Source organism: Streptomyces sp. NPDC001843 (assembly GCF_042891955.1).
GTDB lineage: Bacteria > Actinomycetota > Actinomycetes > Streptomycetales > Streptomycetaceae > Streptomyces.
Genome location: NZ_JBIATQ010000009.1, coordinates 220,813 through 242,286, shown reverse-complemented (window position 1 = coordinate 242,286; position 21,474 = coordinate 220,813). Strand labels below are relative to the sequence as shown.

Here is a 21,474-nt window from a genome sequence, read left to right as displayed (position 1 = left end):
CCACCACTTCCGTGACCAGCCGTCACCCCACCGTGACGAGTCGCCCGAACACGGGCGTGTCGCACGCCCCAGCTTCCGCACCAGCCACAGAATTTGGCACCCTGTGACCTTCGGGGGAAACCCGGGAGGGGATGACGACCATGAACACCATGCAGGCCGGAGGCGGTGGAGACCTCCGAGCGGGCGACCCCCGCATCGGCTGGAGCAGCACCGCGGCACCCCACGCCCCCGCCCTCCTCCACCGCCGCGACGGCATCCTGCCCACCATCGCCGCAGCCCTCTCCGTCCGCGGCACCACCCTCACCGGCACCGCCGCCCGCAGCGACCAGCCCCCACCCCTCCACCCCCTCGTCCAGGACTTCCTCGACACCCTCACCAGCGCCCAACGCGACCGCTTCACCGGACGCTGCGCCGAAACCATCCTCATCTCCCGCCACATCACCGCCGCCGACGCCGACCGCAGCAGACGCGCCGCCCGCAAACCCATGACCAACGGCGAAGCACGCAAAGCCCTCAAACAAGCCAAACTCACCGCCCGCCGCATACGCGAGGACGGCGACCCCCTCCACGGCAGCTTCGCCACACCCTGCCGCGCCTGCACCGCCCTCAGCGCCCACTTCGGCGTCCGCATCGTCGACACCGACGCAAACGACAACTGACCCCCGTCACCCTCCCCGCACCACCGGCACCACCCGCACCACACCCGCACGACGAACGAGGGTCAGATGCACGCCGACCGCACCTCCACCACCCGCTTCTCCGTACCCGTCGACGCCGCCCTGCGCGCCGCCGGCTGGCAACCCGGACACTGGGACATAAAACAAGCCGAATACTGGGCCGACACCCTGCGCGACCACACCTCACCCGCCGGACACCGCCACACCGTCTTCCCCGCCGCCGTCGAGGCCTGGGCCGAATTCGGCGGCCTCCACATCACCCCCACCGGCCCCGGCCGCCAGGTCGCCCCCGCCACCCTCCACCTCGACCCCCTCCACGGCCTCCACCACGCCCGCACCCTCGGCGACCTCGGCCGCGCCCTCGACACCGACGTCTGCCCCCTCGGCGAGGAAACCGACACCCACTCCCTCCTCGCCATCGACGCCACAGGCCGCGTCTACGCCCTCGACCACACCGGCGACTGGTACCTCGGCCCCGACATCGACCACGCCCTCACCACACTCATCACCGGCATCGAACCCGCCCGCCTCACCACCGGCTGACCCCACACATCTCCGGGCTCACGCCGCCGGAATCACCGCCGACACCCGGAAACCACCCGCATCCGTCGGCCCCGACACGAACACACCACCCAACGCCGCAACCCGCTCCCGCATCCCTACCAGACCATTCCCCCCCGACGGCAACCCCACCGCCGACGCCGACCCCACCTCGGGCGGCGGCTCGTTCTCCACCTGCATCGCGATCTCCGACACCCGATGCGCGAGCCGCACATACGTCTTCGCCCCCGCCGCGTGCTTGTGCACGTTCGTCAGGGCCTCCTGCACCACCCGGTACGCCGTCTGCTCGATCTCCGGCCTGTACTCCCGCACATCCCCCTCGACCGACAGATCCACCACCATCCCCGCAGCCGCCGACTGCCCCACCAACTCGTCCAGCCCCGACAGGTACGGCCCGTCCTCCTCCGCCGCCCGCGAGGCCTCCTTCGCCGCAACCACGTCGATCGCCGCCAACTGCGCCTGCGCGGCCCGCCGCACCATCCCGTCCCCCGACCGGAGCACCCCGAGCATCTCCCGCAACTCGGTCAACGCCTGCCGCCCCATGTCCCCCACCAGCGCCGCGTTCCGCACCGCCTTCTCCGGGTCCTTCCGCGCCACGGCCTGCAACGCCGCCGCATGCACCACCATCAGACTCACCCGGTGCGCGACCACGTCATGCATCTCCCGCGCGATCCGCGTCCGCTCCTCACCCCGCGCCCACTCCGCCCGCTCCTCGGCCCGCTCGGCCAGCAACTGAAGCTCCCGCTCCAGACTGTCCGCCCGCTCCCGCAGGCTCTCCATCAGCCGGCGCCGGGCCCCCACATACAGACCGAGCAGGATCGGGGGCGCGGTCAGCCCCAGCGAGGTCGTGATCGCCGCGAACGGCACGAACCAGTCCCCGAGGGTCAGACTTCCCCGCGCCATGTCCTGCCGCACCCGCACGAACGTCACGACCATCGTCCCCACCAGGGACATACCGGCGAGAGCCGCCAGGATCCTGCGGGGCAGCTCACAGGCGGCCAGCGTGTACAGGCCCACGATGCCCAGCAGGAAGCCCATCTCGGCCGGTGTGATCGCGATCGCCACCAGCACGACCGCGATCGGCCACCGGCGCCGGATCAGCAACACGGAGCCCGCGAGCAGCCCGAACACGATCCCCACGGCCAGCGGGATCCCCGCGTCCCTCGCGAACGGGATCCCCTCCGCACCGCACTCCAGCGCCGACGCCAGCGCCAGACTCCCGTCGAACACGGCACTGCGCCGCCTGTCCCACCACCACGGGCCGGCCGGGCCCGCGGCGTGCTCTTCCCCCGTCACGGTCATGGCTCCCAGCCTACGGTCGCCAGGTACCGCTTTTCCGGTGAGTTTCGCGGACTGGCCTACACCACACGCCGTAGCCGAATCACAGGGAAACCGCCCGGTATCCCTCGAACGGCTGAACTATGACCGTTCGAGGCCGGAACCGGTCATTCCGGCTGGACGGTATGCCTATGGCACATTCAGCAGGCAAGTACGCCGACTTCGAGGGGCTGCGGGAGCGGGCGGTCGCCCTGCGGCGCGGGGGCTACAGCCTTCGGCAGATCCGGGACGAGCTGAAGATCTACAACAACGACATCCTCAACCAGCTGGTGAAAGGGGAGCCGCCGCCCGAGTGGACGAAGCGACCGAACGCGAAGGACGACCTGCGGGCGAAGGCGCGGGAGCTGCGGCTCCAGGGCTGGACGTACGACCAGATCGAGGTGGAACTGGGTTGCTCAAGGAGCTCGGTCTCACTGTGGGTACGTGATCTCCCGCGTCCGGCACCCCGGTACACCCCCGAGGAACAACGAGCCCTCATGAACGAAGGGCTCGCGAGGCGTCGCGCGGCAGAGGACGAGGAACGCCACAAGACCAAGCTGGCGGCTCGCCGGGAAGTCGGCGAGACGACGGACCGTGAGCTCTTCATGGCAGGGGTCGCGCTGTACTGGGCCGAAGGCTCGAAGAGCAAGCCGTACGACCGACGGGAGCGAGCGATCTTCGTCAACAGCGACCCGGGCGTGATCAAGGTCTACCTGGCGTGGCTCGACCTTCTCGACGTCAACCGGGAGCGTCTCCGTTTCCGCGTGCTCATCCATGAATCGGCAGACGTCGATGCTGCGCATCAATTCTGGGCGGACATCGCAGACGTCGACCCTTCGGTATTCGCCAAGCCGACTCTCAAGAGGCACAACCCGAAGACCGTCCGCAAGAACACCGGTGAGGACTACCACGGCTGCTTGGTCATCACAGTCGCGCGGAGCGCCCACCTGTACAACCGCATCGAAGGCTGGTGGGCGGAGACCGTGGCCCAGGCAGAGGCACGTCTCCGGTAAGGTCTGAAGCGCTGTCCCCCGTGGTGTAACTGGCAGCACACTGGTTTTTGGTACCAGCAGGACAAGGTTCGAATCCTTGCGGGGGAGCCACAGCGACACAAGACCTCGGTTCGGGTCCTGACCGGTGACACAACCGTCAGGGCCCGCTCCCATGTCCCCCGCGAAACGCCCCGGTATCCTGCGGATGTCATCCCCACCCGTCAAAGCCGAAGGGCAACCCCGTGAGCTCCATTCGCCCGGCAGCCGTCGTCGTTCTCGCAGCGGGTGAGGGCACCCGTATGAAGTCGGCCACACCGAAGGTCCTGCACGAGATCTGCGGCCGTTCCCTCGTGGGCCATGTGCTGGCCGCGGCTCGTGAGTTGGACCCCGAGAACCTGGTCGTCGTCGTGGGTCACGCCCGTGAGCAGGTCACCGCGCACCTAGGTGAGGTCGACCCGGCCGTGCGCACGGCGGTGCAGGCGGAGCAGAACGGGACCGGGCACGCCGTGCGGATGGGTCTGGAGGAGCTGGGCAGCGGGGTGGACGGGACCGTGGTCGTGGTCTGCGGGGACACGCCCCTGCTCACCGGCCGGACGCTGCAGCAGTTGGCCGGGACGCACCAGCAGGACGGCAACGCCGTCACGGTGCTGACCGCCGAGGTCCCGGACGCGACCGGGTACGGGCGGATCGTCCGTGACGAGGCCACCGGTGCCGTCACGGAGATCGTCGAGCACAAGGACGCGACCGACGCACAGCGGGAGATCCGGGAGATCAACTCGGGTGTGTTCGCGTTCGACGGGCAGCTCCTGGCGGACGCGCTGAAGAAGGTGCGGACGGACAACAGTCAGGGTGAGGAGTACCTGACGGACGTGCTCGGGATCCTGCGTGAGGCGGGTCACCGGGTCGGGGCTTCGGTCGCCGGTGACCACCGGGAGATCGCCGGGATCAACAACCGCGTGCAGCTCGCGGAGGCCCGCCGCATCCTCAACGACCGCCTGCTGGAGCGGGCGATGCTGGCCGGTGTGACCGTCGTCGATCCGGCGACCACCTGGGTCGATGTCACCGTCACCTTCGAGCAGGACGCGGTCGTCCACCCGGGTACGCAGCTCCATGGCTCCACGCATCTCGGCGAGGGTGCGGAGGTCGGCCCGAACTGCCGGCTGACCGACACGCACGTCGGTGCCGGGGCCCGGGTCGACAACACCGTGTCCAACGGTGCCCGGGTCGGCGCTCGGGCGAGTGTGGGGCCGTACGCGTATCTGCGGCCCGGTACGCGTCTCGGGGAGAAGGGCAAGATCGGTACGTACGTGGAGACGAAGAACGCGTCGATCGGTGAGGGGACGAAGATCCCGCATCTCTCCTACGTGGGGGACGCGACGATCGGTGAGTACTCCAACATCGGTGCGGCGAGCGTCTTCGTGAACTACGACGGTCAGGAGAAGCACCACACCACCGTGGGCTCTCATTGCCGTACCGGTTCGGACAACATGTTTGTGGCGCCTGTCACGGTCGGGGACGGTGCGTACACCGCTGCGGGGTCTGTGATCACGAAGGATGTGCCGCCGGGTTCACTGGCCGTGGCCCGTGGTCAGCAGCGGAATATCGAGGGTTGGGTGGCTCGTAAGCGTCCGGGGAGTGCGGCTGCGAAGGCGGCCGAGGCGGCCTCCGAGCAGGGTTCGCGCGAGGACTGACCGGAAACGGGCGCGTCGGACACGGCGTACCGTGATAGGTGCACATCCGCACGCCCCCAGCCGCCACCAGCTGAGACACCTCTGAGGAGACAGTGCTGTGACCGGGATCAAGACGACCGGCGAGAAGAAGTTGATGTTCTTCTCCGGCCGCGCCCACCCCGAGCTTGCCGAGGAGGTCGCCCAGCAGCTGGGTGTCGGGGTTGTCCCGACGAAGGCCTTCGACTTCGCCAATGGCGAGATCTATGTGCGTTATCAGGAGTCAGCGCGTGGTGCGGACTGTTTCCTGATTCAGAGCCACACGGCTCCGATCAACAAGTGGATCATGGAGCAGTTGATCATGATCGACGCGTTGAAGCGTGCGTCGGCCCGTTCGATCACCGTCATCGTGCCGTTCTACGGTTACGCGCGGCAGGACAAGAAGCACCGTGGTCGTGAACCGATTTCGGCGCGTCTGATCGCGGACATGATGAAGACGGCGGGTGCGGACCGGATCCTGACGGTGGATCTGCACACGGACCAGATCCAGGGTTTCTTCGACGGGCCTGTGGATCATCTCTTCGCGTTGCCGCTGCTGGCGGACTACGTGGGTGGCAAGGTCGACCGGGAGAAGCTGACGGTGGTCTCCCCGGACGCCGGCCGTGTGCGGGTGGCGGACCGCTGGTGTGACCGGCTGGGTGCGCCGCTGGCCATCGTGCACAAGCGGCGTGACAAGGACGTGGCGAACCAGGTGACCGTCCACGAGGTCGTGGGTGAGGTCAAGGGGCGTGTGTGTGTCCTGGTGGACGACATGATCGACACGGGTGGGACCATCTGTGCCGCCGCGGACGCGCTGTTCGCGCATGGTGCGGAGGATGTGATCGTGACGGCGACGCACGGTGTGCTGTCGGGTCCGGCGGCGGACCGGTTGAAGAACTCGCGGGTGAGTGAGTTCGTGTTCACGAACACGTTGCCGACGCCGGGTGAGCTGAACCGGGAGCTGGACAAGATCACGGTGCTGTCGATCGCGCCGACGATCGCGAGTGCGGTGCGTGAGGTGTTCGAGGACGGTTCGGTGACGAGCCTGTTCGACGAGCAGTAGGGGTTCCCCCTTCTTTCCGTCGTAGATCCTTTTGGGGACGGCCTCCCTCTCCGAGTAGACTGTGCGAGTTGCTCGGCGAGGGAGGCCGTTTCCGTTTCGGCGGATGTTCGGCTGTCCGTTATCGACGCGCTCTTCGTAGCAGGCCGTTCGTGGCCGGGTGACCACGTCCGTTCTCTAGTTCTACGAGGAGTGAACATGTCCGAGGTGAAGCTCAGCGCCGAGACGCGCAGCGAGTTCGGCAAGGGTGCCGCCCGTCGTATCCGCCGCGACAACAAGGTTCCCGGTGTGCTGTACGGCCACGGTGCCGACCCGCTGCACCTGACCCTCCCGGGCCACGAGCTGCTGCTGGCGCTGCGTACGCCGAACGTCCTGATCTCTCTGGACATCGACGGCAAGACCAACGAGCTGGCGATCCCGAAGTCGGTTCAGCGTGACCCGATCAAGGGCTTTCTGGAGCACGTGGACCTGCTGCTGGTCAAGCGTGGCGAGAAGGTCACGGTCGACATTCCGGTGCACACCGAGGGCGAGCTGGCCCCGGGTGGCAACCTGCTGGAGCACGTCCTGAACGCGCTGCCGGTCGAGGCCGAGGCCACGCACATCCCGGAGAGCGTGACGGTTTCCGTCGAGGGTCTGGAGGCCGGTGCCTCGATCCACGCCAAGGACATCACGCTGCCGAACGGCGTGAGCCTGGCCGTCGAGGAGGACGCGGTCGTCCTGCAGGTCCTGGCCGCGCAGGCCGAGGAGTCCACGGGCGAGGAGACCGAGGGCGAAGAGGTCGCCGAGGCCTGATCCTCGCTTCTCATCACCGTTCGTCAGCCGCTGTTCCCGTTCGGGGACGGCGGCTGGCGCGTGTATCAAGGAGACATGGACGTGAGCACTCCCGCCAATGCCCCGTGGCTCGTCGTGGGGCTCGGGAATCCGGGGCCCGAGTATGCGATGAACCGGCACAACGTGGGTTTCATGGTGGCCGATCTGCTGGCCGAGCGGGTCGGGGGGAGGTTCAAGCGGGCTTCGAAGGCGCAGGCGCAGGTGGTGGAGGGGCGGATCGGTCCGCCGGGGCCGAACAACCGCCGGGTGGTCCTGGCCAAGCCGATGTCGTACATGAATCTGTCGGGTGGTCCGGTGAACGCGTTGCGGGACTTCTACAAGGTGCCGGTGGCGAACATCGTGGCGGTGCACGACGAGTTGGACATCGACTACGGGACGCTGCGGCTGAAGCTGGGTGGCGGGGACAACGGGCACAACGGTCTGAAGTCGATGACGAAGGCGATGGGCGCGGAGTATCACCGGGTGCGGTTCGGGATCGGCCGGCCGCCGGGGCGGATGCAGGTGGCGGATTTCGTGCTGAAGGACTTCTCGTCGGGGGAGCGCAAGGAGCTGGACTACTTCGTGGACCGGGCGGCGGACGCGGTGGAGTGTCTGGTGATCGAGGGGCTGGAGCGGGCTCAGGGTACGTACAACTCCTGACTTGTCGCCCAGGCGGGTTGACCGGTCGTCGCGGTATGGCGAATGATCCCGGCCATGCCTGCCACCGCCCGCTCTCGTCAGGTGTCCGCCGCCCGCTCCCGTCGGGGCTCCGCCGCCCGTTCCCGTCAGGCTTCGTCGGTCGCGCTCCGGTTCGGCCGTGTCGCGGTGATGGGTGCGGTCGCGGCGCTGATCCTGATCGCGGGTGTGTGGGCGTCGTGGGGTACGGCGCAGCATGTGATGCTGACGAAGGGGCGGGAGCACGGCACGATCACGGTGGTGTCGTGTGGTGATCGGACGTGTACGGGGTCGTACCGGCCGGTGTCGTCGGGTTCGACGGCGCGGAAGCGGGTGGTGATCGCGCAGACGGTGGCGGTGCACCGGGGTGGTACGTATTCGGTCGTGGTGAAGCCGAATTCGGATCAGGTGGTGCGTTCGGGTCCGGCGGGGGTTCTGTATGCGTGGGCGCCGCTGGGTGGTGCGCTGTTGCTGGCGTCGGTGGTGGTGGCCGGTGGTCTGCGGCGGACGCGGGTGGCGTGGGTGCTGGCGGGGTCGGGGGTCGCGTTGCTGACGGCGGCTTTCGTGGCTGTGTGAGCGTATGGCGTGAGGGTGCCCCCGGATCCGTGTGGATCCGGGGGCACCTTCATGTCGTGTGCGTGTGTGTGGGTCAGCCGGTGTTGCGCAGGCCTGCTGCCACGCCGTTGACGGTCAGCAGGAGGGCGCGGGAGAGCAGCGGGTCGGGTTCCTCGCCGGCGTTCGCGGCGTCGCGCTGGCGCTTGAGGAGGGTGACCTGGAGGTAGGAGATGGGGTCGAGGTAGGCGTCGCGGATGGCGAAGGTCTGCTTGAGGACGGGGGTGGCGTCGAGCAGTTCCTTCTCGCCGGTGACCTTGAGGACTTCGGTGACGGTGAGTTCGTGTTCGGCCTTGATGGTGTCGAAGACGTGGCGGAGCTCGTCGGGGACGAGGGTGTCGACGTAGTGCTGGGCGATGCGCAGGTCGGTCTTGGCGAGGGTCATCTCGACGTTGGAGATGAAGTTGCGGAAGAAGTGCCATTGTTCGTGCATCTCGGTGAGCACGGTGTCGAGTCCGGCGGCGCGTAGTGCCTTGAGGCCGGAGCCGACGCCGAACCAGCCGGGGACGATCTGGCGGGACTGGGTCCAGCCGAAGACCCAGGGGATGGCGCGCAGGCCGTCGAGCGAGACGCCGGAGCCGGGGCGGCGGGAGGGCCGGGAGCCGAGGTGGAGGTCGGCGAGCTGGTCCACGGGTGTCGACGCGAGGAAGTACGTCGGCAGGTCCGGGTCCTCGACGAGGTTGCGGTAGGCGGCGTGGGCGGCGTCGGAGACGACGTCCATGGCGGCGTCCCAGCGGGCGAGGGCTTCGTCGGACTGGCGGGGGGCGGTGTGCAGGGCGGAGGCCTGCAGGGTGGCGGCGACCGTCAGTTCCAGGTTCTCCCGGGCGAGGGAGGGGATGAGGTACTTGTCGGAGATGACCTCGCCCTGTTCGGTGACCTTGATCTCGCCTTCGAGGGTGCCCCAGGGCTGGGCGAGAATGGCGTCGTGGCTGGGGCCGCCGCCGCGGCCGACGGTGCCGCCGCGGCCGTGGAAGAGGCGGAGGCGGACGCCGTAGCGGTGGGCGACGTCGCGGAGGCGGCGCTGGGCGCGGTGGATCTCCCACTGGCTGGTGGTGATGCCGCCGAACTTGGAGGAGTCGCTGTAGCCGAGCATGACCTCCTGGACGTCGCCGCGGAGGGCGACGAGGCGTCGGTAGGAGGGGTCGGAGAGCATGTCCTCGAGGATGGTGTCGGCGGCCTTGAGCTCGTCGGTGGTTTCCAGGAGGGGGACGATGCCGATCTTGGCCCAGCCGGCGTGGAGGTCGAGGAGGCCGGCTTCGCGGGCGAGGACGGCGGCGGCGAAGACGTCGTCGGCGCCCTGGCACATGGAGATGATGTAGGACTCGATGACTTCGGGGCCGAAGACTTCGAGGGCCTTCTTGACGGTCTGGAAGACGCCGAGGGTCTTCTGTCCGGCGGCGTCGACGGGGGCCGGGGTGGGTGCGAGGGGCCTTCTGGAGCGGAGTTCCTTGGCGAGGAGCTTGGCCCGGTAGTCGCGGGGCATGTCGGCGTAGCGCCAGGATTCCTCGCCGAGGCGGTCGAAGAGCTGGCCGAGGGCGTGGTGGTGGGCGTCGGCGTGTTCGCGGACGTCCATGGTGGCGAGCTGGAGGCCGAAGGCGGCGAGGGTGCGGATGGTGCGGGCGAGGCGGCCGTCGGCGAAGAGGCCGCCGCGGTGTGCGCGCAGGGAGGTCTGGATGATCCGCAGGTCCTGCAGCAGTTCGCTGGTGCCGAGGTAGTCGCGGCCTTCTTCGTGGGGGGTGCCCTTGGCGAGGCGCTGCTTGGTGTTTTCGAGCTTCTGCCGGATGCAGGTGGCCTTGAGCCGGTAGGGCTCTTCGGCGTTGAGGCGCTTGTAGCGGGGGCTGATCTCGGGCAGGCGTTCGAGGTCGGTCTGGAGGGATTCGAGGAGTTCCTCGGTGGCGCCGGTGTAGCGGATGGAGTTGGACAGCAGGCCGCGGAGTTCGTCGATGGTCTCCAGGGCGTCGTTGATGCCGTGTTCGTGCTGGAGGATGAGGACGTCCCAGGTCACCTGGGGGGTGACGTTGGGGTTGCCGTCGCGGTCGCCGCCGATCCAGGTGCCGAAGGTGAGGGGGCGGGTGTCGTCGGGGAGCTTGACGCCGACGCGTTCCAGCTCGGCGGTGAGGTCCTCGAGGACGTCGCCGACGGCGCCGGCGTGGAGTTCGTCGAGGTAGTAGATGGCGTTGCGGGCCTCGTCGGCGGGTTCGGGGCGGACGACGCGGAGTTCGTCGGTCTGCCAGACGAGGTCGATGTTCTCGGCCAGCCGGGTGTCGTGGCGGCGGCGGTCGGAGTCGATGACGGGGGTCTCCAGGAGCGCGGCTACGCGCCGGAGCTTGTTGAGTACCGACCGGCGTGCGGCTTCCGTGGGGTGTGCGGTGAAGACGGGGCGGACGTTGAGGTTGCGGACCGTCTCGGTGACGTGCTGGGGGTCGGCGTCCTTGAGGCGGTCGGCGGTGCGGGCGAGGAGGCCGCCCTCGGCGGCGCGGCGGGCCCGCAGTTCGCGGCCGCGGTGCACCTGTTCGGTGACGTTGGCGAGGTGGAAGTAGGTGGAGAAGGCGCGGACCAGCTTGGCCGCGGTCTCGAGTTCGGTGCCGCGCAGCAGCTCGGCGGCGGCTTCGCCGTCCTCGCGGGTCAGTCGGCGGACCTTCTCGACGAGCTCGAGCAGTTCGGGGCCTTCCTGCCGGACGAGGGTCTCGCCGAGGAGGTCACCCAGTCGCCGGATGTCGGCGCGCAGCTCGCTGCTGGTCGTGGTGGTCTGGTCGTCGGCACTGCTCACAGGTGCGGCTCCTTGCAGTGTTGAAGCTCGTCTGGGAGGGGACCCGTCGGTCCGGGACCGTGTGCCGCGCGGCGCGGCGCCGCATACGGGCCGGGCTTCCGGGAAGAAAACAGAGCGGACCGCGCTGTCCGACCGAGACCAAGGATAGGTGTCCACGCGGACGCGCAGGCCGTCGGGCTCTTGCCGCCTGTCGGCACGCTGCCATACTTACGACGCCGTAGGTTACGGAACCGTAGGGAGGCGTTGTGCAAGTCCCTTCCGGCTCCTGCCGCCTGGCACCTTTCTCAACCCTCGACCCCCCAGGGGACGCGCATGACCTCAAGCTCCGATGTGATGGAAGACGCCTCACAGTCGACCGGTACCCCGACGCCCTCGGCCACGCTGGGCGGGGAGCAGAAGCGTTCGATCGAGCAGATCACGCTGCTGTTGTTCATCACCGTTCCGTTCCTGGCGCTGCTGGCGGCGGTGCCGCTGGCGTGGGGGTGGGGGGTGAGCTGGCTGGACCTCGGTCTGCTGGTGTTCTTCTACTTCCTGGGCTGCCACGGGATCACGATCGGTTTCCACCGGTACTTCACGCATGGTTCGTTCAAGGCGAAGCGGCCGTTGCGGATCGCTTTGGCGATCATGGGTTCGCTGGCGGTGGAGGGGCCTCTGGTGCGCTGGGTGGCCGATCACCGCAAGCACCACAAGTTCTCCGACGCGGAGGGGGACCCGCATTCGCCGTGGCGGTTCGGGGAGACCGTTCCGGCGTTGATCAAGGGCCTGTGGTGGGCGCATATCGCCTGGATGTTCGATGAGGAGCAGACTCCGCAGGACAAGTACGCTCCGGACCTGATCAAGGACCCGGCGATCCGGGCGATCTCGCGGCAGTTCGTGCTGTGGACGTTGGTGTCGCTGGCGCTGCCGGCGGTGATCGGCGGGCTGGTCACGATGTCGTGGTGGGGCGCGTTCACCGGCTTCTTCTGGGGTTCACTCGTGCGGGTGGCTCTGCTGCACCATGTGACGTGGTCGATCAACTCGATCTGTCACGCGGTCGGCAAGCGTCCCTTCAAGTCCCGGGACCGTTCCGGCAACGTGTGGTGGCTGGCGGTCCTGTCCTGCGGGGAGTCCTGGCACAACCTGCACCACGCCGACCCGACCGCGGCACGGCACGGGGTGGAGCGGGGCCAGCTGGACTCGTCGGCGCGGTTCATCCGCTGGTTCGAGAAGCTCGGATGGGCGTACGACGTGCGCTGGCCGTCACGCTCGCGTATCGATTCGCGCCGTAACACCGGGGAAGGCGACTCCCGGCGCCGGAAGGAGACCGCCGAGGCGGCATGATTGACGCCGTGGCGACCGACTCCAGCAGCACCCCGAGCAATGACAAGCCGCGGCGAGTGCGTCGCACCCGGATGACCGGTGCCGAGCGCCGCCAGCAGCTGCTGGAGATCGGTCGCACCCTGTTCGCGGCGAAAGGTTTCGAGGGCACGTCGGTGGAGGAGATCGCGGCGAAGGCCGGGGTGTCCAAGCCGGTGGTGTACGAGCACTTCGGCGGCAAGGAGGGCCTGTACGCGGTGGTGGTGGACCGCGAGATGGGGCGCCTGCTGGACATGGTGACGGGTTCGCTCACCGCCGGTCACCCCCGTGAACTGTGCGAGCAGGCCGCGTTCGCGCTGCTGGACTACATCGAGGAGTACACGGACGGTTTCCGCATCCTGGTCCGTGACTCCCCCATCCCGCAGTCGACGGGTTCCTTCGCCTCGCTGATCTCCGACATCGCCACCCAGGTGGAGGACATCCTGGGCCGCGAGTTCAAGTCCCGCGGCTTCGATCCCAAGCTGGCCCCGCTGTACGCGCAGGCGCTGGTCGGGATGGTCGCGCTGACCGGCCAGTGGTGGCTGGACGTGCGCCGCCCGAAGAAGGCGGAGGTGGCCGCCCACCTGGTGAATCTGGCTTGGCATGGCTTGGACGGGTTGGAGCAGCGGCCGCGGTTGATCGGGCACCGGAGGATGTGACGCGCCGCGGCTTGATCACCCGTTGTGGTGACCTTTGTCGGTTCCGGCGGCTACGGTGGGCATCCAGGCCGTCGAATCCCGCTCATGGGAGGAATCACCATGACCGAGCCCGGCATCCACCTGCCTGTGCCGCCCCCCGAGGGCTTCACGGTCGACGACCTGTTCACCCTGCCGGACCTCCCGCCGCACACCGAGTTGATCGACGGGAGCTTGGTCTTCGTGAGTCCGCGGCAACGTTTCCACATGCTGATGATCGACTTGCTGGTGCGCGGGCTGCGCTCGACTCTGCCGGACCACCTGAGCGTCGAGCGGGAGATGACCGTGGTCCTGAACCGCCGCAACGGCCCTGAACCGGACGTCAGCGTCGTCCACGCGGAAGCGGTGACCGGACTCGAGCAGACACGGTTCGAGGCGGCGGACCTGGTGCTCGCGGTCGAGGTGGTCTCCCCGGACTCCGAGGCCCGGGACCACGACACCAAGCCCCTGAAGTACGCGGCTGCCGGCATCCCGCACTTCTGGCTGGTCGAGATGGCCGAGGGGAATCAGCAGCCTGTGGTCCGCACGTACGAGTTCGACCCGGTGACCAAGGCGTACGGGCCGACTGGCACGTACCACGAGCGCCTCAAGGTCACTGTTCCCTTCGACATCGACATCGACATCAGCCTGGACGCCCTGAGGAAGCCGTAGTCCGCGGCTCCAGGAACTCCAGCCGATTCCCCACTGGATCCACGGAGTAGAAGCGCCGGTGTCCGGGCAGGTTGTCGTCCCAGGTCACCGGCGCTCCGAACGCCACAAGCCGGGCCGCGTACGTCTCGATGCCCTTCACCCGCAGCCCCGGGTGGGCCTTCTTCGCGGGGCGGCAGTGACATTTTCCGCCTCCGGCGGGGGCCGCCTCGATCCCCAGGTGCAGCTGAACGGCCCCCGACCGGAACCAGCAGCCCCCACGCGCGGCGAGCACCGGCGGCTTGGGGATCTCCGTCATGCCGAGGACGTCGACGTAGTACGACCGCAGGACGTCCTCGGAGCCGGGCGGGGCGGCCAGCTGGACGTGGTCCACGGCGGCGAGCATGCTCACGCCCCCTTCGTGGCGACCGCGAACAGCCTGCGGAACGGCAGCACGGTGCCGTACGGCGCACTCGGGTACGCCTGGCGCAGCAGGTCCCGGTACTCGGCGACGAACGCGTCCCGGGCCTCCGGGTCGTCGGCCAGCACGGTCAGGGCGGGGCGCAGGCCGGTGCCCTTGACCCAGTCGAGGACGGGGTCCTCGCCGGTGAGGACGTGCTGGTACGTCGTCTCCCACACGTCGGTCGCGCAGCCGAGCCGGGCCAGCCGGTCGAGGTAGACGCCGGGTGCGTGCACGGAGTCCTCGGCGCGCAGGACGTCGGCGAGGCGGGCTTTCCAGCGCGGGGTGGCGGCGAGCTCGCGCATCAGGGCGTGCAGGGGCGCGTCGATGTTGTTGGGGATCTGGAAGGCGAAGGCACCGCCGGGGGCGAGACCGTCGAGCCAGGCGGAGAAGGCGTCCAGGTGGCCGGGGACCCAGTGCAGCGCGGCGTTGGAGACGATCAGGTCATACGTCCGCGTCGGCGTCCAGGTCCGCAGGTCGGCGTAGGCGAAGTCGAGGCGGCCACCGCCCGGGGTGGGCCCGGCGTGTTCGGCCTCGGCCTTGTCGAGCATCGGGCGCGAGTTGTCGTACCCGGTGATCCGCGCGGTCGGCCAGCGCTCGGCGAGCACCGCGGTGACGTTGCCGGGGCCGCAGCCGAGGTCGGCGATGCGGGGCTGCTCGCCGGGGAGGCCGGGGACACGGGCGAGGAGGTCGGCGAAGGGGCGGGCGCGGTGCCCGGCATGACGGAGGTACTGGGCGGGATCCCAGGCGGGAGTGGTCATGTGCTCTACCTTCCCAGCCCAATCATCTTGACGTCAAGAAGCTCGACATCAAGAGACTTCACATCGACACAACCACTACACTGATCGTCATGGAGGACGAGGTCGATCGGCTGGTCACTGCGTGGCGCCGGGAGCGCCCGGACCTCGACGTGGAACCGCTCGAGGTGCTCAGCCGGGTGAGCAGACTGGCCCGGCACCTGGACCGGGCGCGCCGGCTGGCCTTCGCCGAGCACCAGCTGGAGCCCTGGGAGTTCGACGTGCTCACCGCGCTCCGCCGGGCGGGGACGCCGTACCAGCTCTCGCCGGGGCAGTTGCTGACCCAGACCCTGGTCACCTCGGGCACGATGACCAACCGCATCGACCGGCTGGCCAAGAAGGGCCTGGTGGAACGGCTACCCGATCCCAGCGACCGACGGGGCGTGCTGGTCCGGCTGACGGCCGAGGGCCGCGACCGCGCGGACCAGGCGCTGGCCGGCCTGCTGGACCAGGAGCGGGCGATCCTCGCGGAGCTGACCACCGCCCAGCGCAGCGAACTGGCCGGCCTGCTACGCCAGCTGACCGCCCCGTTCGACAACATCCCCGGCTAGGTCCGCCGGGCCGACGCCCGCCCGCCTGGCCAGGGCGACCGCGGCGAGGGTGGAGTGGACGCCCAGTTTGCCGAGGACGTTCTGCATATGGGTGCGCACGGTGTGCGGGGAGAGGAACAGTCGCTCGGCGACCGCCTTGCGGCCGAGGCCGGCGACCATGCAGCGCAGCACCTCGCGCTCGCGCGGGGTGAGGGACTCCACCAGCCGCTCGCTCTCGGTGCGGTGCTTGCGCGCGGCGGTCAGCTCCCGCAGCACGCCGGTGAGCAGGGCGGGCGGCAGATGCGTCTCGTCGCGCAGCACACCCCGGATGACGTTCAGCAGCCGGGACAGCGAGCAGTCCTTGGCGACCCAGCCCGAGGCGCCCGCCTGCAGGGCGAGGGCTGCCCGGCGCGGGTCGTCCTTCTCGGCGAGGACCACGGTCCGTACCCCGGGCTGCGCGGCGCGCACGCCCGCGACCAGGGAGATCCCGTCGACGAGGCCTTCCTCGCCCACCTCCTGCACCGGCGCGGCCGGACGTATGCCGGGCACGTGGCCGCCCAGGTCGGCGTCGACGAGCAGCACGTCGTAGCGGCGGCCCTCGCCGGCCGCCCGCTCCATGCAGCGCAGCGCGGCCGGACCGCTGCCGGCGGCGGAGACGTCGACGTCGGGCTCGGCTGCCAGGGCGGCGGCGAGCGACTCGGCGAAGATGCGGTGGTCGTCGACGACCAGGACTCGGATGCGAACCACTGAAACCCCCACTGGTCCGGGAACGACGACCTTGCGGGCACGACCCCACGGCTGACGGAAACACAACCGCACGGCCGCCGCCGTGCGGACACTGCTACCCCCACCGCGGGCGTCGTACCCGCGTGTCTCGCCCCCTGATCAGCACCGGCCCCCACCGGTACTGCCATCAGGGTACGGACCGGGGCGGGCGGCGGAAGGCTATTTGCAGAACTGACCGTCCGGCGCGTTTATGGTGTGCCGCATGTTTCGTATTGAGGCGGAAGTCGACAAGGCCCGGCACGATCTTCTCCGCTCCCGCCTGCGCGACGCCAACACGGCCGCGTCCCCCGTCCTGGCCGCCCTGCGCGGCACCCCGGGCGAACGGGAACGTCCCCTGCACGTGTGGGCGTCGGACGAGACGGGGGGTCTCGCGGGCGGGCTGGTCGGTCACACCTGGGCTACCTGGCTGCACGTGACCTACCTGTGGGTCGACGCCCGCCACCGCGGCGCCGGCCTGGGCTCCCACCTCCTCGCCACCGCCGAACGCATCGCCCATACCGACCACGCCTGCCGCCACGCCCGCCTGGAGACCTGGGACTTCCAGGCCCCGGACTTCTACCGCAGGCAGGGCTACGATGTGGTGTGCGTGATCCCCGGCTATCCACCGGGGATCACGGAGTACACGCTGACGAAGCGGCTGGGGTGAGCGGCCCGCGTCGCGGTCAGCTCGGCCTGGACCCGTCTCCCGTATGGGACCGAGCAGTTGACGATCCCTTGAGCAGGCGTCAGGCAGCGGCCGTTTCGGGGCGGACGGGGAGGTGGATGCGACGTCCGGTGCGGTCGGCGGCCGCCAGGCCGGCGCCGAGCAGGGATCCGGCCAGTAGCCCCACTCCGTGGTTGTTGGTCATCGCGCAGAGCACCAGCCCGGCCGCCGGAACGAGCAGCGCCATGCGGCGCAGCGATGTGTCCGGCCCGCGCAGGGCGTAGGCCGCGGCGAGGGCGCCGATCAGGCCACAGATGGCCACCGAGTTCCCTCCGCCGTACGGGCTCCAGGACGCCATGCTCACCGCCTGGGCGGCGACCCCGGAGGCGAGGTAGATCGCGAGGGTCCAGGCCGGGCCGAGGACACGCTGTGCGACGGGCGCGACCGCGATGAGCGCCGCCAGGTTGAACAGCAGCTGCATCCAGCCGCTGGACTGCACCAGCAGCGCCGTGACCGCCCGCCACCAGGCACCGCCGGGCTGCCGCTGAAGGTGGCCGATCAGACCCGGCCAGGCCGTCTGCGCCAGATTTAACGCCGCCATGACCGCAACCATGGCGCCCGCCACCACAGGCACCGCCGGATGCCAGGCGCGCAGCAGGGCCCGCGCCCCGGTCTGCGGCTCCTGCCCTGAGACCGGGGCGGGGAGCGAGGCGTTGAGCACCTTGATGCCGGGGCCGACCACGGCAGCGGCGCAGGCGTACAGCGGCAGGTCGTGAACGTTCATGGGTGCTCTTCTCTTTGAAGACACGGTCAGCGGCGCTCTCGGCCGCGGCTCAGACCGTAAGCCATATTTTTGTACAGCGTCAATGTTTTGGCGTTGATGAATATTTGACGTTGTACGATTGCGTCATGACGCAGCCAGCAGCAGGCCTTCGCCAGCGCCAGAAGCAGCGCACCGCCCAGTCCTTGTGGGAGACCGCCATCGGCCTGTTTCTCAAGCACGGCTTCGACAACGTCACCGTCGCCCAGATCGCCGAGGCGGTCGAGGTGTCACGGATGACGGTCTACAACTACTTCCCGACCAAGGAAGACCTCGCGCTGCGCCCCATCGAGGACCACATCGGCGACGCCGCACGCATCGTCCGCCTACGCCCGCCCGGCCAGAGCCCGGTCGAAGCACTGCGCCACGCCTTCTTGGCCGGACTGGATGCCCGCGACGCCGCCACCGGCCTGTGCGACGCCCCCCACGTGCTGGCCGTCCGCCGACTGCTGGACGAAACTCCCACGCTGGCCGACCGCGCCCTGCGCCTGACCGCCCGCGACCGCGCCCTCCTGGCCGCTGAACTGGCCGAACCCGGCCGGCACGACAACCCGGACGTCCTCGCCCGCGTCCAGGCAGCCCAACTCATCAGTCTTCGCGAAGAACTGGCAGCGGAAAACGTGCGCCGCCTCCTGGCCGGCGAAAGCGCCGACACCATCCACCCCGAAGCCCGCGCCGCGGCCCAGGCAGCCTTCGACCTGACGGCACACGGCCTCCTCGGAAGCGGACGATGAACGTCGGACAAGCTCGACCGGACAGCCGGGCCCGCTGACCGTTCGTCATGCCCGCGCCGCACGGGAAGTGATCGTGTGCCACGGCAAGGGCACCCGTCGCTCCGGCCCGCTCGAGCGGATGGTGCTGCTGATCAACGGTGCCGATCGCACGCTGCGGTGGTTCATCGAGGACGTCCGGGGCCAGTTCGGCAACGACCACACGCCTTCCGGCGAACCACTCCTTCCGTCCGGGCGCAAGAATTTCGACGGCTCTGTGCGCCGCGTCGACGACGACGCTTGCGCAAAGGCCTAGCTGTTGCGGGACAAAGGTTGGTGCCGCTTGGAAGTTCGCGGAACGCACGGACGTTGCTTCTAGGTATGAGGATCAGCGAAGCGTCCAGGGCCAGCGGCGCGAGTGCGAGATCGTTGCGGTACTACGAGGATGAGGGCTTGATAGTCCCGGGTCGTTTCAGCAATGGGTATCGCGACTACTGCAGGTCGACCATCGACCGAGTCCTCGTCATCCGCTCGCTGCTGGAGTCGGGACTGCCTGTGCGGTTGATCAAGGAGGTCCTGCCTCGCCTCACGGACGGCCCCGGTGATGTCGGCACGGACGTGGTGTGTGCAGAGTTCCTTCACGAGGTCCAGAGCTATCGCGATCGGCTCGCTGCCCGCATCGTCGATCTCAGTGCTCAGCAGGCGGCACTCGACGCCTACCTGCGAGAGGCCCAGCCCTCGGACGCGTGATCGCCGCTTGACCTTGACGCCTGTGTCAAACTTCTACGTTCCCGGCATGGAGATCAACGAGCAGCACCACAACGCTGAGCAGACGATGCGGGCCCTGATCCAGCACTCGCACCGCGGGCCGAAGGACCAGAGCCTCACGACGGACCATCCCTGCCCCACCCCGGGCCCAGGCGAGTATCTCATTCGAGTCGGTGCCGCCGGGGTCAACTTCGCGGACGTCATGCAGACCCGTGGAACCTACGCAGGAGGACCACAGGCGCCCTACGTGGCGGGCTTCGAAGCGGCCGGCGAGATCGTCGCCGTTGGTCCGGGGGTCGCCAACCCACTTGAGGTCGGCGCCCACGTCGTCGGAGCCGGACCAGGCGCCTTCGCGCAGTACATGACGATGCCGGCCGCGGAGGTGCTTGCCGTCCCACCTGGCTGGACGGACAGTGAAGTTCTTGGACTGGTGTTGAACTGGGCGACCGCGTTGGCTGCACTCAAGCCGCTGGGCGGGGTGAAGAAGGGTGACGCGGTGCTCATTCATGCCGCGGCCGGCGGTGTGGGCCAGGCCGCCGTCCGCCTCGCCCACCACTACGGCGCACGCGTGATCGCCACGGCATCACCGGCCAAACACGGCACCGTCAAAGCGCTCGGCGCCGAAGCGGTCCTGGACAGCACCCGCCCCGATCTGGCCGCGGAGATCACGCGCCTGACCGGCGGCGTGGACCTGGTCCTGGAGTCCGTAGGACAAGCCACGTTCCACGTCAGCCTGGCCGTCACCAAATCCTTCACCGGACGCATCGTCGTGTTCGGTGCGGCATCCGGCGACGCCGGCCTGACCACACACGACCTGGTTTTCACTCATCCCGTGCAGGTCAAGGGCCTGCACATCGGCGCGCTGGCGACTGCGGCCCCGTCCATCTATGGCGAACTGCTCGCCGAGCTCGACGCACTCATCGCCGCCGGCGTGTACGTGCCCGGCACGCCCGAGGTCCACCCCCTGGCGGAGGGACCGGCCGTGCTGCAGGAACTCGAAGCGGGCCGGACCCGTGGCAAGCATGCTCTCGATCCGTGGCGGTAGGAACCAGTTGTGACTCACCGAAACGCCCCGCTGTCGTTCGAGGGACGGCTGCGTCTCGTGCGGCGTTGCCACCGCCCTATCGCGCACATCGCCACGGAGATGGGCATCTCCCGCTCGTGCGCGTCGAAGTGGGTCAACCGTTACCGCCAGCACGGCGAACGCGGACTGCTGGACCGTTCCTCAACACCCCGACGCCGACCGACCGCGACCGGCGCCGCTTCATCGACCCCGGCGGTGACACGAACCGGGCGCCACGGAAGATCACAGTCCGCCATCCAGGCCACATGTCGGCTTGCGTCCATCCGTCATCGCCTCCGGGGCGGAGGCCCACTGGGTGGCGAAGCCCTGGATGGCAAAGGTGTCGGTGGGTGCGCGTACGGTCTGCGCATGACTGATCAGTGGTGGGTGGGCGTGCGTCAGCGGGTCGAGGCGGTGGCGTCGGGGCCTGGGGGCGGCAAGGTGTTCGGGGCGCTGGGGCACAAGTGGGTCCTGGAGGAGCCGCTCAACCAGGACGAGCTCGCCGAACTCGAGGCGCAGACAGGCGTGCGACTGCCGGAGGAGTACCGGGCCTTCCTGTTGCACGTCGGCGCGGGAGGTGCCGGCCCCGCGTACGGACTGTTCCCGGTGCGGCGTGTGCAGGGCCGCTGGCGTTGGGAAGGCGACGGTGCGGACCTGGCCGACCTGTCGAGGCTTGCCGAGCCGTTTCCCGACCAGGGCCCGGACCAGAAACTGGTCGACGACCTTCTCGCACAGCACCCCGAGGAAGAGGACTTCGACGACATCGAGGACTTCGACGACGCCATGGAGACATGGGACGAGCGGTGGGAGGTCGTCATGTTCGCCCCGGAGCGCACCGCCGGCGCGATCGTGATATCCCACCTGGGTTGCGCCCAGAGGGAGTGGCTGATCATCAGCGGCAGCCACCGCGGCACGGTCTGGTCCGACTGCCGGGTGGACGATGTCGACCTCGCCCCGTTGCTCGACGAAGACGGTGCGCCGGTGACGTTCGCCCGCTGGTACACCGACTGGCTGGAGAAGGCCGAGCGCACAGCCCTGTCGGCACCATAGGCCCATTGGC

24 protein-coding genes, 1 tRNA gene and 1 pseudogene are annotated in these 21,474 nt (G+C 69.1%); 20 read left to right on the top strand and 6 right to left on the bottom strand.

Annotated features, from left to right (window positions below):
* Positions 1-131 precede the first annotated feature (131 nt).
* Together ACFYZQ_RS23705 and ACFYZQ_RS23700 are read left to right on the top strand one after the other, a co-directional pair.
* Entirely contained in the window at positions 132-659 is a 528-nt protein-coding gene (locus ACFYZQ_RS23705) for a YwqJ-related putative deaminase (protein ID WP_389151025.1), read from the top strand.
* A gap of 66 nt (positions 660-725) precedes the next feature.
* Positions 726-1,220 carry an SUKH-3 domain-containing protein gene (locus tag ACFYZQ_RS23700; protein WP_389151022.1) on the top strand — a complete coding sequence of 165 codons (495 nt, stop codon included), beginning with the start codon at positions 726-728 and terminating at the stop codon, positions 1,218-1,220.
* An 18-nt stretch (positions 1,221-1,238) separates the two neighbouring features.
* Here ACFYZQ_RS23700 and ACFYZQ_RS23695 read toward each other — a convergent pair whose 3' ends face one another.
* Positions 1,239-2,540: a sensor histidine kinase gene (locus tag ACFYZQ_RS23695; RefSeq protein ID WP_389151019.1), complete on the bottom strand. Its 1,302-nt coding sequence runs from the start codon at positions 2,538-2,540 to the stop codon at positions 1,239-1,241.
* A gap of 167 nt (positions 2,541-2,707) precedes the next feature.
* On the opposite strand from ACFYZQ_RS23695, the gene ACFYZQ_RS23690 reads away from it, so the two are divergent.
* From ACFYZQ_RS23690 to ACFYZQ_RS23660, 7 genes are all read left to right on the top strand, one after another.
* On the top strand, positions 2,708-3,568 hold the full coding sequence (locus ACFYZQ_RS23690) for a hypothetical protein (RefSeq protein ID WP_389151016.1): 861 nt from the start codon (positions 2,708-2,710) through the stop codon (positions 3,566-3,568).
* 14 nt (positions 3,569-3,582) lie between these two features.
* Positions 3,583-3,658 (top strand) — tRNA-Gln (locus ACFYZQ_RS23685).
* Between the two features lie 131 nt (positions 3,659-3,789).
* Entirely contained in the window at positions 3,790-5,238 is a 1,449-nt protein-coding gene (gene glmU, locus ACFYZQ_RS23680) for a bifunctional UDP-N-acetylglucosamine diphosphorylase/glucosamine-1-phosphate N-acetyltransferase GlmU (protein WP_389151013.1), read from the top strand.
* A 97-nt stretch (positions 5,239-5,335) separates the two neighbouring features.
* Positions 5,336-6,316: a ribose-phosphate diphosphokinase gene (locus ACFYZQ_RS23675; protein ID WP_388802247.1), complete on the top strand. Its 981-nt coding sequence runs from the start codon at positions 5,336-5,338 to the stop codon at positions 6,314-6,316.
* Between the two features lie 195 nt (positions 6,317-6,511).
* Positions 6,512-7,105 carry a 50S ribosomal protein L25/general stress protein Ctc gene (locus ACFYZQ_RS23670; protein ID WP_389151010.1) on the top strand — a complete coding sequence of 198 codons (594 nt, stop codon included), beginning with the start codon at positions 6,512-6,514 and terminating at the stop codon, positions 7,103-7,105.
* A gap of 75 nt (positions 7,106-7,180) precedes the next feature.
* A complete protein-coding gene (pth, locus tag ACFYZQ_RS23665) occupies positions 7,181-7,783 on the top strand; it encodes an aminoacyl-tRNA hydrolase (RefSeq protein WP_389151007.1) in 603 nt (200 codons plus the stop codon).
* A gap of 42 nt (positions 7,784-7,825) precedes the next feature.
* Positions 7,826-8,374, top strand: a complete 549-nt coding sequence (locus tag ACFYZQ_RS23660) for a hypothetical protein (protein WP_389151004.1) — start codon at positions 7,826-7,828, stop codon at positions 8,372-8,374.
* A gap of 73 nt (positions 8,375-8,447) precedes the next feature.
* Here the strand turns inward: ACFYZQ_RS23660 and ppc are convergent, their stop codons facing one another.
* Entirely contained in the window at positions 8,448-11,180 is a 2,733-nt protein-coding gene (gene ppc / locus ACFYZQ_RS23655) for a phosphoenolpyruvate carboxylase (RefSeq protein WP_389151001.1), read from the bottom strand.
* Between the two features lie 312 nt (positions 11,181-11,492).
* Between ppc and ACFYZQ_RS23650 the strand changes: the two genes are divergently transcribed.
* The 3 genes from ACFYZQ_RS23650 (at position 11,493) to ACFYZQ_RS23640 (ending at position 13,861) form a co-directional block, all read left to right on the top strand.
* On the top strand, positions 11,493-12,500 hold the full coding sequence (locus ACFYZQ_RS23650) for an acyl-CoA desaturase (protein ID WP_389150999.1): 1,008 nt from the start codon (positions 11,493-11,495) through the stop codon (positions 12,498-12,500).
* Complete coding sequence (locus ACFYZQ_RS23645; protein WP_389150996.1) at positions 12,497-13,174, top strand: TetR family transcriptional regulator; 678 nt, start codon at positions 12,497-12,499, stop codon at positions 13,172-13,174. The genes ACFYZQ_RS23650 and ACFYZQ_RS23645 overlap by 4 nt, the downstream gene beginning before the upstream one ends.
* Positions 13,175-13,258: 84 nt before the next feature.
* Positions 13,259-13,861, top strand: coding sequence for a Uma2 family endonuclease (locus ACFYZQ_RS23640; protein WP_389150993.1), 603 nt, complete (start codon positions 13,259-13,261; stop codon positions 13,859-13,861).
* On the opposite strand, the gene ACFYZQ_RS23635 is transcribed toward ACFYZQ_RS23640, so the two are convergent.
* Positions 13,833-14,243: a glyoxalase gene (locus ACFYZQ_RS23635; protein WP_389151363.1), complete on the bottom strand. Its 411-nt coding sequence runs from the start codon at positions 14,241-14,243 to the stop codon at positions 13,833-13,835. The genes ACFYZQ_RS23640 and ACFYZQ_RS23635 overlap by 29 nt on opposite strands.
* Positions 14,244-14,245: 2 nt before the next feature.
* Positions 14,246-15,058 carry a trans-aconitate 2-methyltransferase gene (locus ACFYZQ_RS23630; RefSeq protein ID WP_389150990.1) on the bottom strand — a complete coding sequence of 271 codons (813 nt, stop codon included), beginning with the start codon at positions 15,056-15,058 and terminating at the stop codon, positions 14,246-14,248.
* An 89-nt stretch (positions 15,059-15,147) separates the two neighbouring features.
* Between ACFYZQ_RS23630 and ACFYZQ_RS23625 the strand changes: the two genes are divergently transcribed.
* Positions 15,148-15,645 carry a MarR family winged helix-turn-helix transcriptional regulator gene (locus ACFYZQ_RS23625; RefSeq protein WP_388802278.1) on the top strand — a complete coding sequence of 166 codons (498 nt, stop codon included), beginning with the start codon at positions 15,148-15,150 and terminating at the stop codon, positions 15,643-15,645.
* On the opposite strand, the gene ACFYZQ_RS23620 is transcribed toward ACFYZQ_RS23625, so the two are convergent.
* Positions 15,604-16,371 (bottom strand): LuxR C-terminal-related transcriptional regulator, encoded by a 768-nt coding sequence (locus ACFYZQ_RS23620; protein ID WP_389150987.1) that lies wholly within the window; start codon positions 16,369-16,371, stop codon positions 15,604-15,606. The genes ACFYZQ_RS23625 and ACFYZQ_RS23620 overlap by 42 nt on opposite strands.
* Positions 16,372-16,600: 229 nt before the next feature.
* On the opposite strand from ACFYZQ_RS23620, the gene ACFYZQ_RS23615 reads away from it, so the two are divergent.
* A complete protein-coding gene (locus ACFYZQ_RS23615) occupies positions 16,601-17,056 on the top strand; it encodes a GNAT family N-acetyltransferase (RefSeq protein WP_389150984.1) in 456 nt (151 codons plus the stop codon).
* A 79-nt stretch (positions 17,057-17,135) separates the two neighbouring features.
* Here ACFYZQ_RS23615 and ACFYZQ_RS23610 read toward each other — a convergent pair whose 3' ends face one another.
* A complete protein-coding gene (locus ACFYZQ_RS23610; RefSeq protein WP_389150981.1) occupies positions 17,136-17,837 on the bottom strand; it encodes a rhomboid family intramembrane serine protease in 702 nt (233 codons plus the stop codon).
* A gap of 125 nt (positions 17,838-17,962) precedes the next feature.
* Here ACFYZQ_RS23610 and ACFYZQ_RS23605 point away from each other — a divergent pair, with 125 nt between their 5' ends.
* The 6 genes and pseudogenes from ACFYZQ_RS23605 (at position 17,963) to ACFYZQ_RS23580 (ending at position 21,464) form a co-directional block, all read left to right on the top strand.
* Positions 17,963-18,607 (top strand): TetR/AcrR family transcriptional regulator, encoded by a 645-nt coding sequence (locus ACFYZQ_RS23605; protein WP_389150978.1) that lies wholly within the window; start codon positions 17,963-17,965, stop codon positions 18,605-18,607.
* A 73-nt stretch (positions 18,608-18,680) separates the two neighbouring features.
* Positions 18,681-18,899, top strand: a complete 219-nt coding sequence (locus ACFYZQ_RS23600) for a hypothetical protein (protein ID WP_389150975.1) — start codon at positions 18,681-18,683, stop codon at positions 18,897-18,899.
* 65 nt (positions 18,900-18,964) lie between these two features.
* Entirely contained in the window at positions 18,965-19,333 is a 369-nt protein-coding gene (locus ACFYZQ_RS23595; RefSeq protein WP_389150973.1) for a MerR family transcriptional regulator, read from the top strand.
* A 46-nt stretch (positions 19,334-19,379) separates the two neighbouring features.
* Entirely contained in the window at positions 19,380-20,396 is a 1,017-nt protein-coding gene (locus ACFYZQ_RS23590) for a zinc-binding dehydrogenase (protein WP_389150970.1), read from the top strand.
* Between the two features lie 9 nt (positions 20,397-20,405).
* A pseudogene (locus ACFYZQ_RS23585) lies at positions 20,406-20,746 on the top strand (helix-turn-helix domain-containing protein); the annotation flags it as partial.
* 37 nt (positions 20,747-20,783) lie between these two features.
* Positions 20,784-21,464: an SMI1/KNR4 family protein gene (locus ACFYZQ_RS23580; RefSeq protein WP_389150967.1), complete on the top strand. Its 681-nt coding sequence runs from the start codon at positions 20,784-20,786 to the stop codon at positions 21,462-21,464.
* The last annotated feature ends 10 nt before the right edge of the window (positions 21,465-21,474 follow it).

Excerpts from the sequence above, each read along its gene's own strand:
- ACFYZQ_RS23610 (WP_389150981.1), bottom strand. The coding sequence starts at position 17,837 with ATGAACGTTCACGACCTGCCGCTGTACGCCTGCGCCGCTGCCGTGGTC.
- ACFYZQ_RS23590 (WP_389150970.1), top strand. The coding sequence starts at position 19,380 with ATGGAGATCAACGAGCAGCACCACAACGCTGAGCAGACGATGCGGGCC.
- ACFYZQ_RS23670 (WP_389151010.1), top strand. The coding sequence starts at position 6,512 with ATGTCCGAGGTGAAGCTCAGCGCCGAGACGCGCAGCGAGTTCGGCAAG.
- ACFYZQ_RS23605 (WP_389150978.1), top strand. The coding sequence starts at position 17,963 with ATGACGCAGCCAGCAGCAGGCCTTCGCCAGCGCCAGAAGCAGCGCACC.
- ACFYZQ_RS23695 (WP_389151019.1), bottom strand. The coding sequence starts at position 2,540 with ATGACCGTGACGGGGGAAGAGCACGCCGCGGGCCCGGCCGGCCCGTGG.
- ACFYZQ_RS23700 (WP_389151022.1), top strand. The coding sequence starts at position 726 with ATGCACGCCGACCGCACCTCCACCACCCGCTTCTCCGTACCCGTCGAC.
- pth (WP_389151007.1), top strand. The coding sequence starts at position 7,181 with ATGGACGTGAGCACTCCCGCCAATGCCCCGTGGCTCGTCGTGGGGCTC.
- ACFYZQ_RS23595 (WP_389150973.1), top strand. The coding sequence starts at position 18,965 with ATGAGGATCAGCGAAGCGTCCAGGGCCAGCGGCGCGAGTGCGAGATCG.
- ACFYZQ_RS23645 (WP_389150996.1), top strand. The coding sequence starts at position 12,497 with ATGATTGACGCCGTGGCGACCGACTCCAGCAGCACCCCGAGCAATGAC.
- ACFYZQ_RS23630 (WP_389150990.1), bottom strand. The coding sequence starts at position 15,058 with ATGACCACTCCCGCCTGGGATCCCGCCCAGTACCTCCGTCATGCCGGG.
- ACFYZQ_RS23660 (WP_389151004.1), top strand. The coding sequence starts at position 7,826 with ATGATCCCGGCCATGCCTGCCACCGCCCGCTCTCGTCAGGTGTCCGCC.
- ACFYZQ_RS23650 (WP_389150999.1), top strand. The coding sequence starts at position 11,493 with ATGACCTCAAGCTCCGATGTGATGGAAGACGCCTCACAGTCGACCGGT.
- ACFYZQ_RS23615 (WP_389150984.1), top strand. The coding sequence starts at position 16,601 with ATGGTGTGCCGCATGTTTCGTATTGAGGCGGAAGTCGACAAGGCCCGG.
- ACFYZQ_RS23625 (WP_388802278.1), top strand. The coding sequence starts at position 15,148 with ATGGAGGACGAGGTCGATCGGCTGGTCACTGCGTGGCGCCGGGAGCGC.
- ACFYZQ_RS23580 (WP_389150967.1), top strand. The coding sequence starts at position 20,784 with ATGACTGATCAGTGGTGGGTGGGCGTGCGTCAGCGGGTCGAGGCGGTG.
- ACFYZQ_RS23635 (WP_389151363.1), bottom strand. The coding sequence starts at position 14,243 with ATGCTCGCCGCCGTGGACCACGTCCAGCTGGCCGCCCCGCCCGGCTCC.
- ACFYZQ_RS23705 (WP_389151025.1), top strand. The coding sequence starts at position 132 with ATGACGACCATGAACACCATGCAGGCCGGAGGCGGTGGAGACCTCCGA.
- ACFYZQ_RS23690 (WP_389151016.1), top strand. The coding sequence starts at position 2,708 with ATGGCACATTCAGCAGGCAAGTACGCCGACTTCGAGGGGCTGCGGGAG.
- ACFYZQ_RS23640 (WP_389150993.1), top strand. The coding sequence starts at position 13,259 with ATGGGAGGAATCACCATGACCGAGCCCGGCATCCACCTGCCTGTGCCG.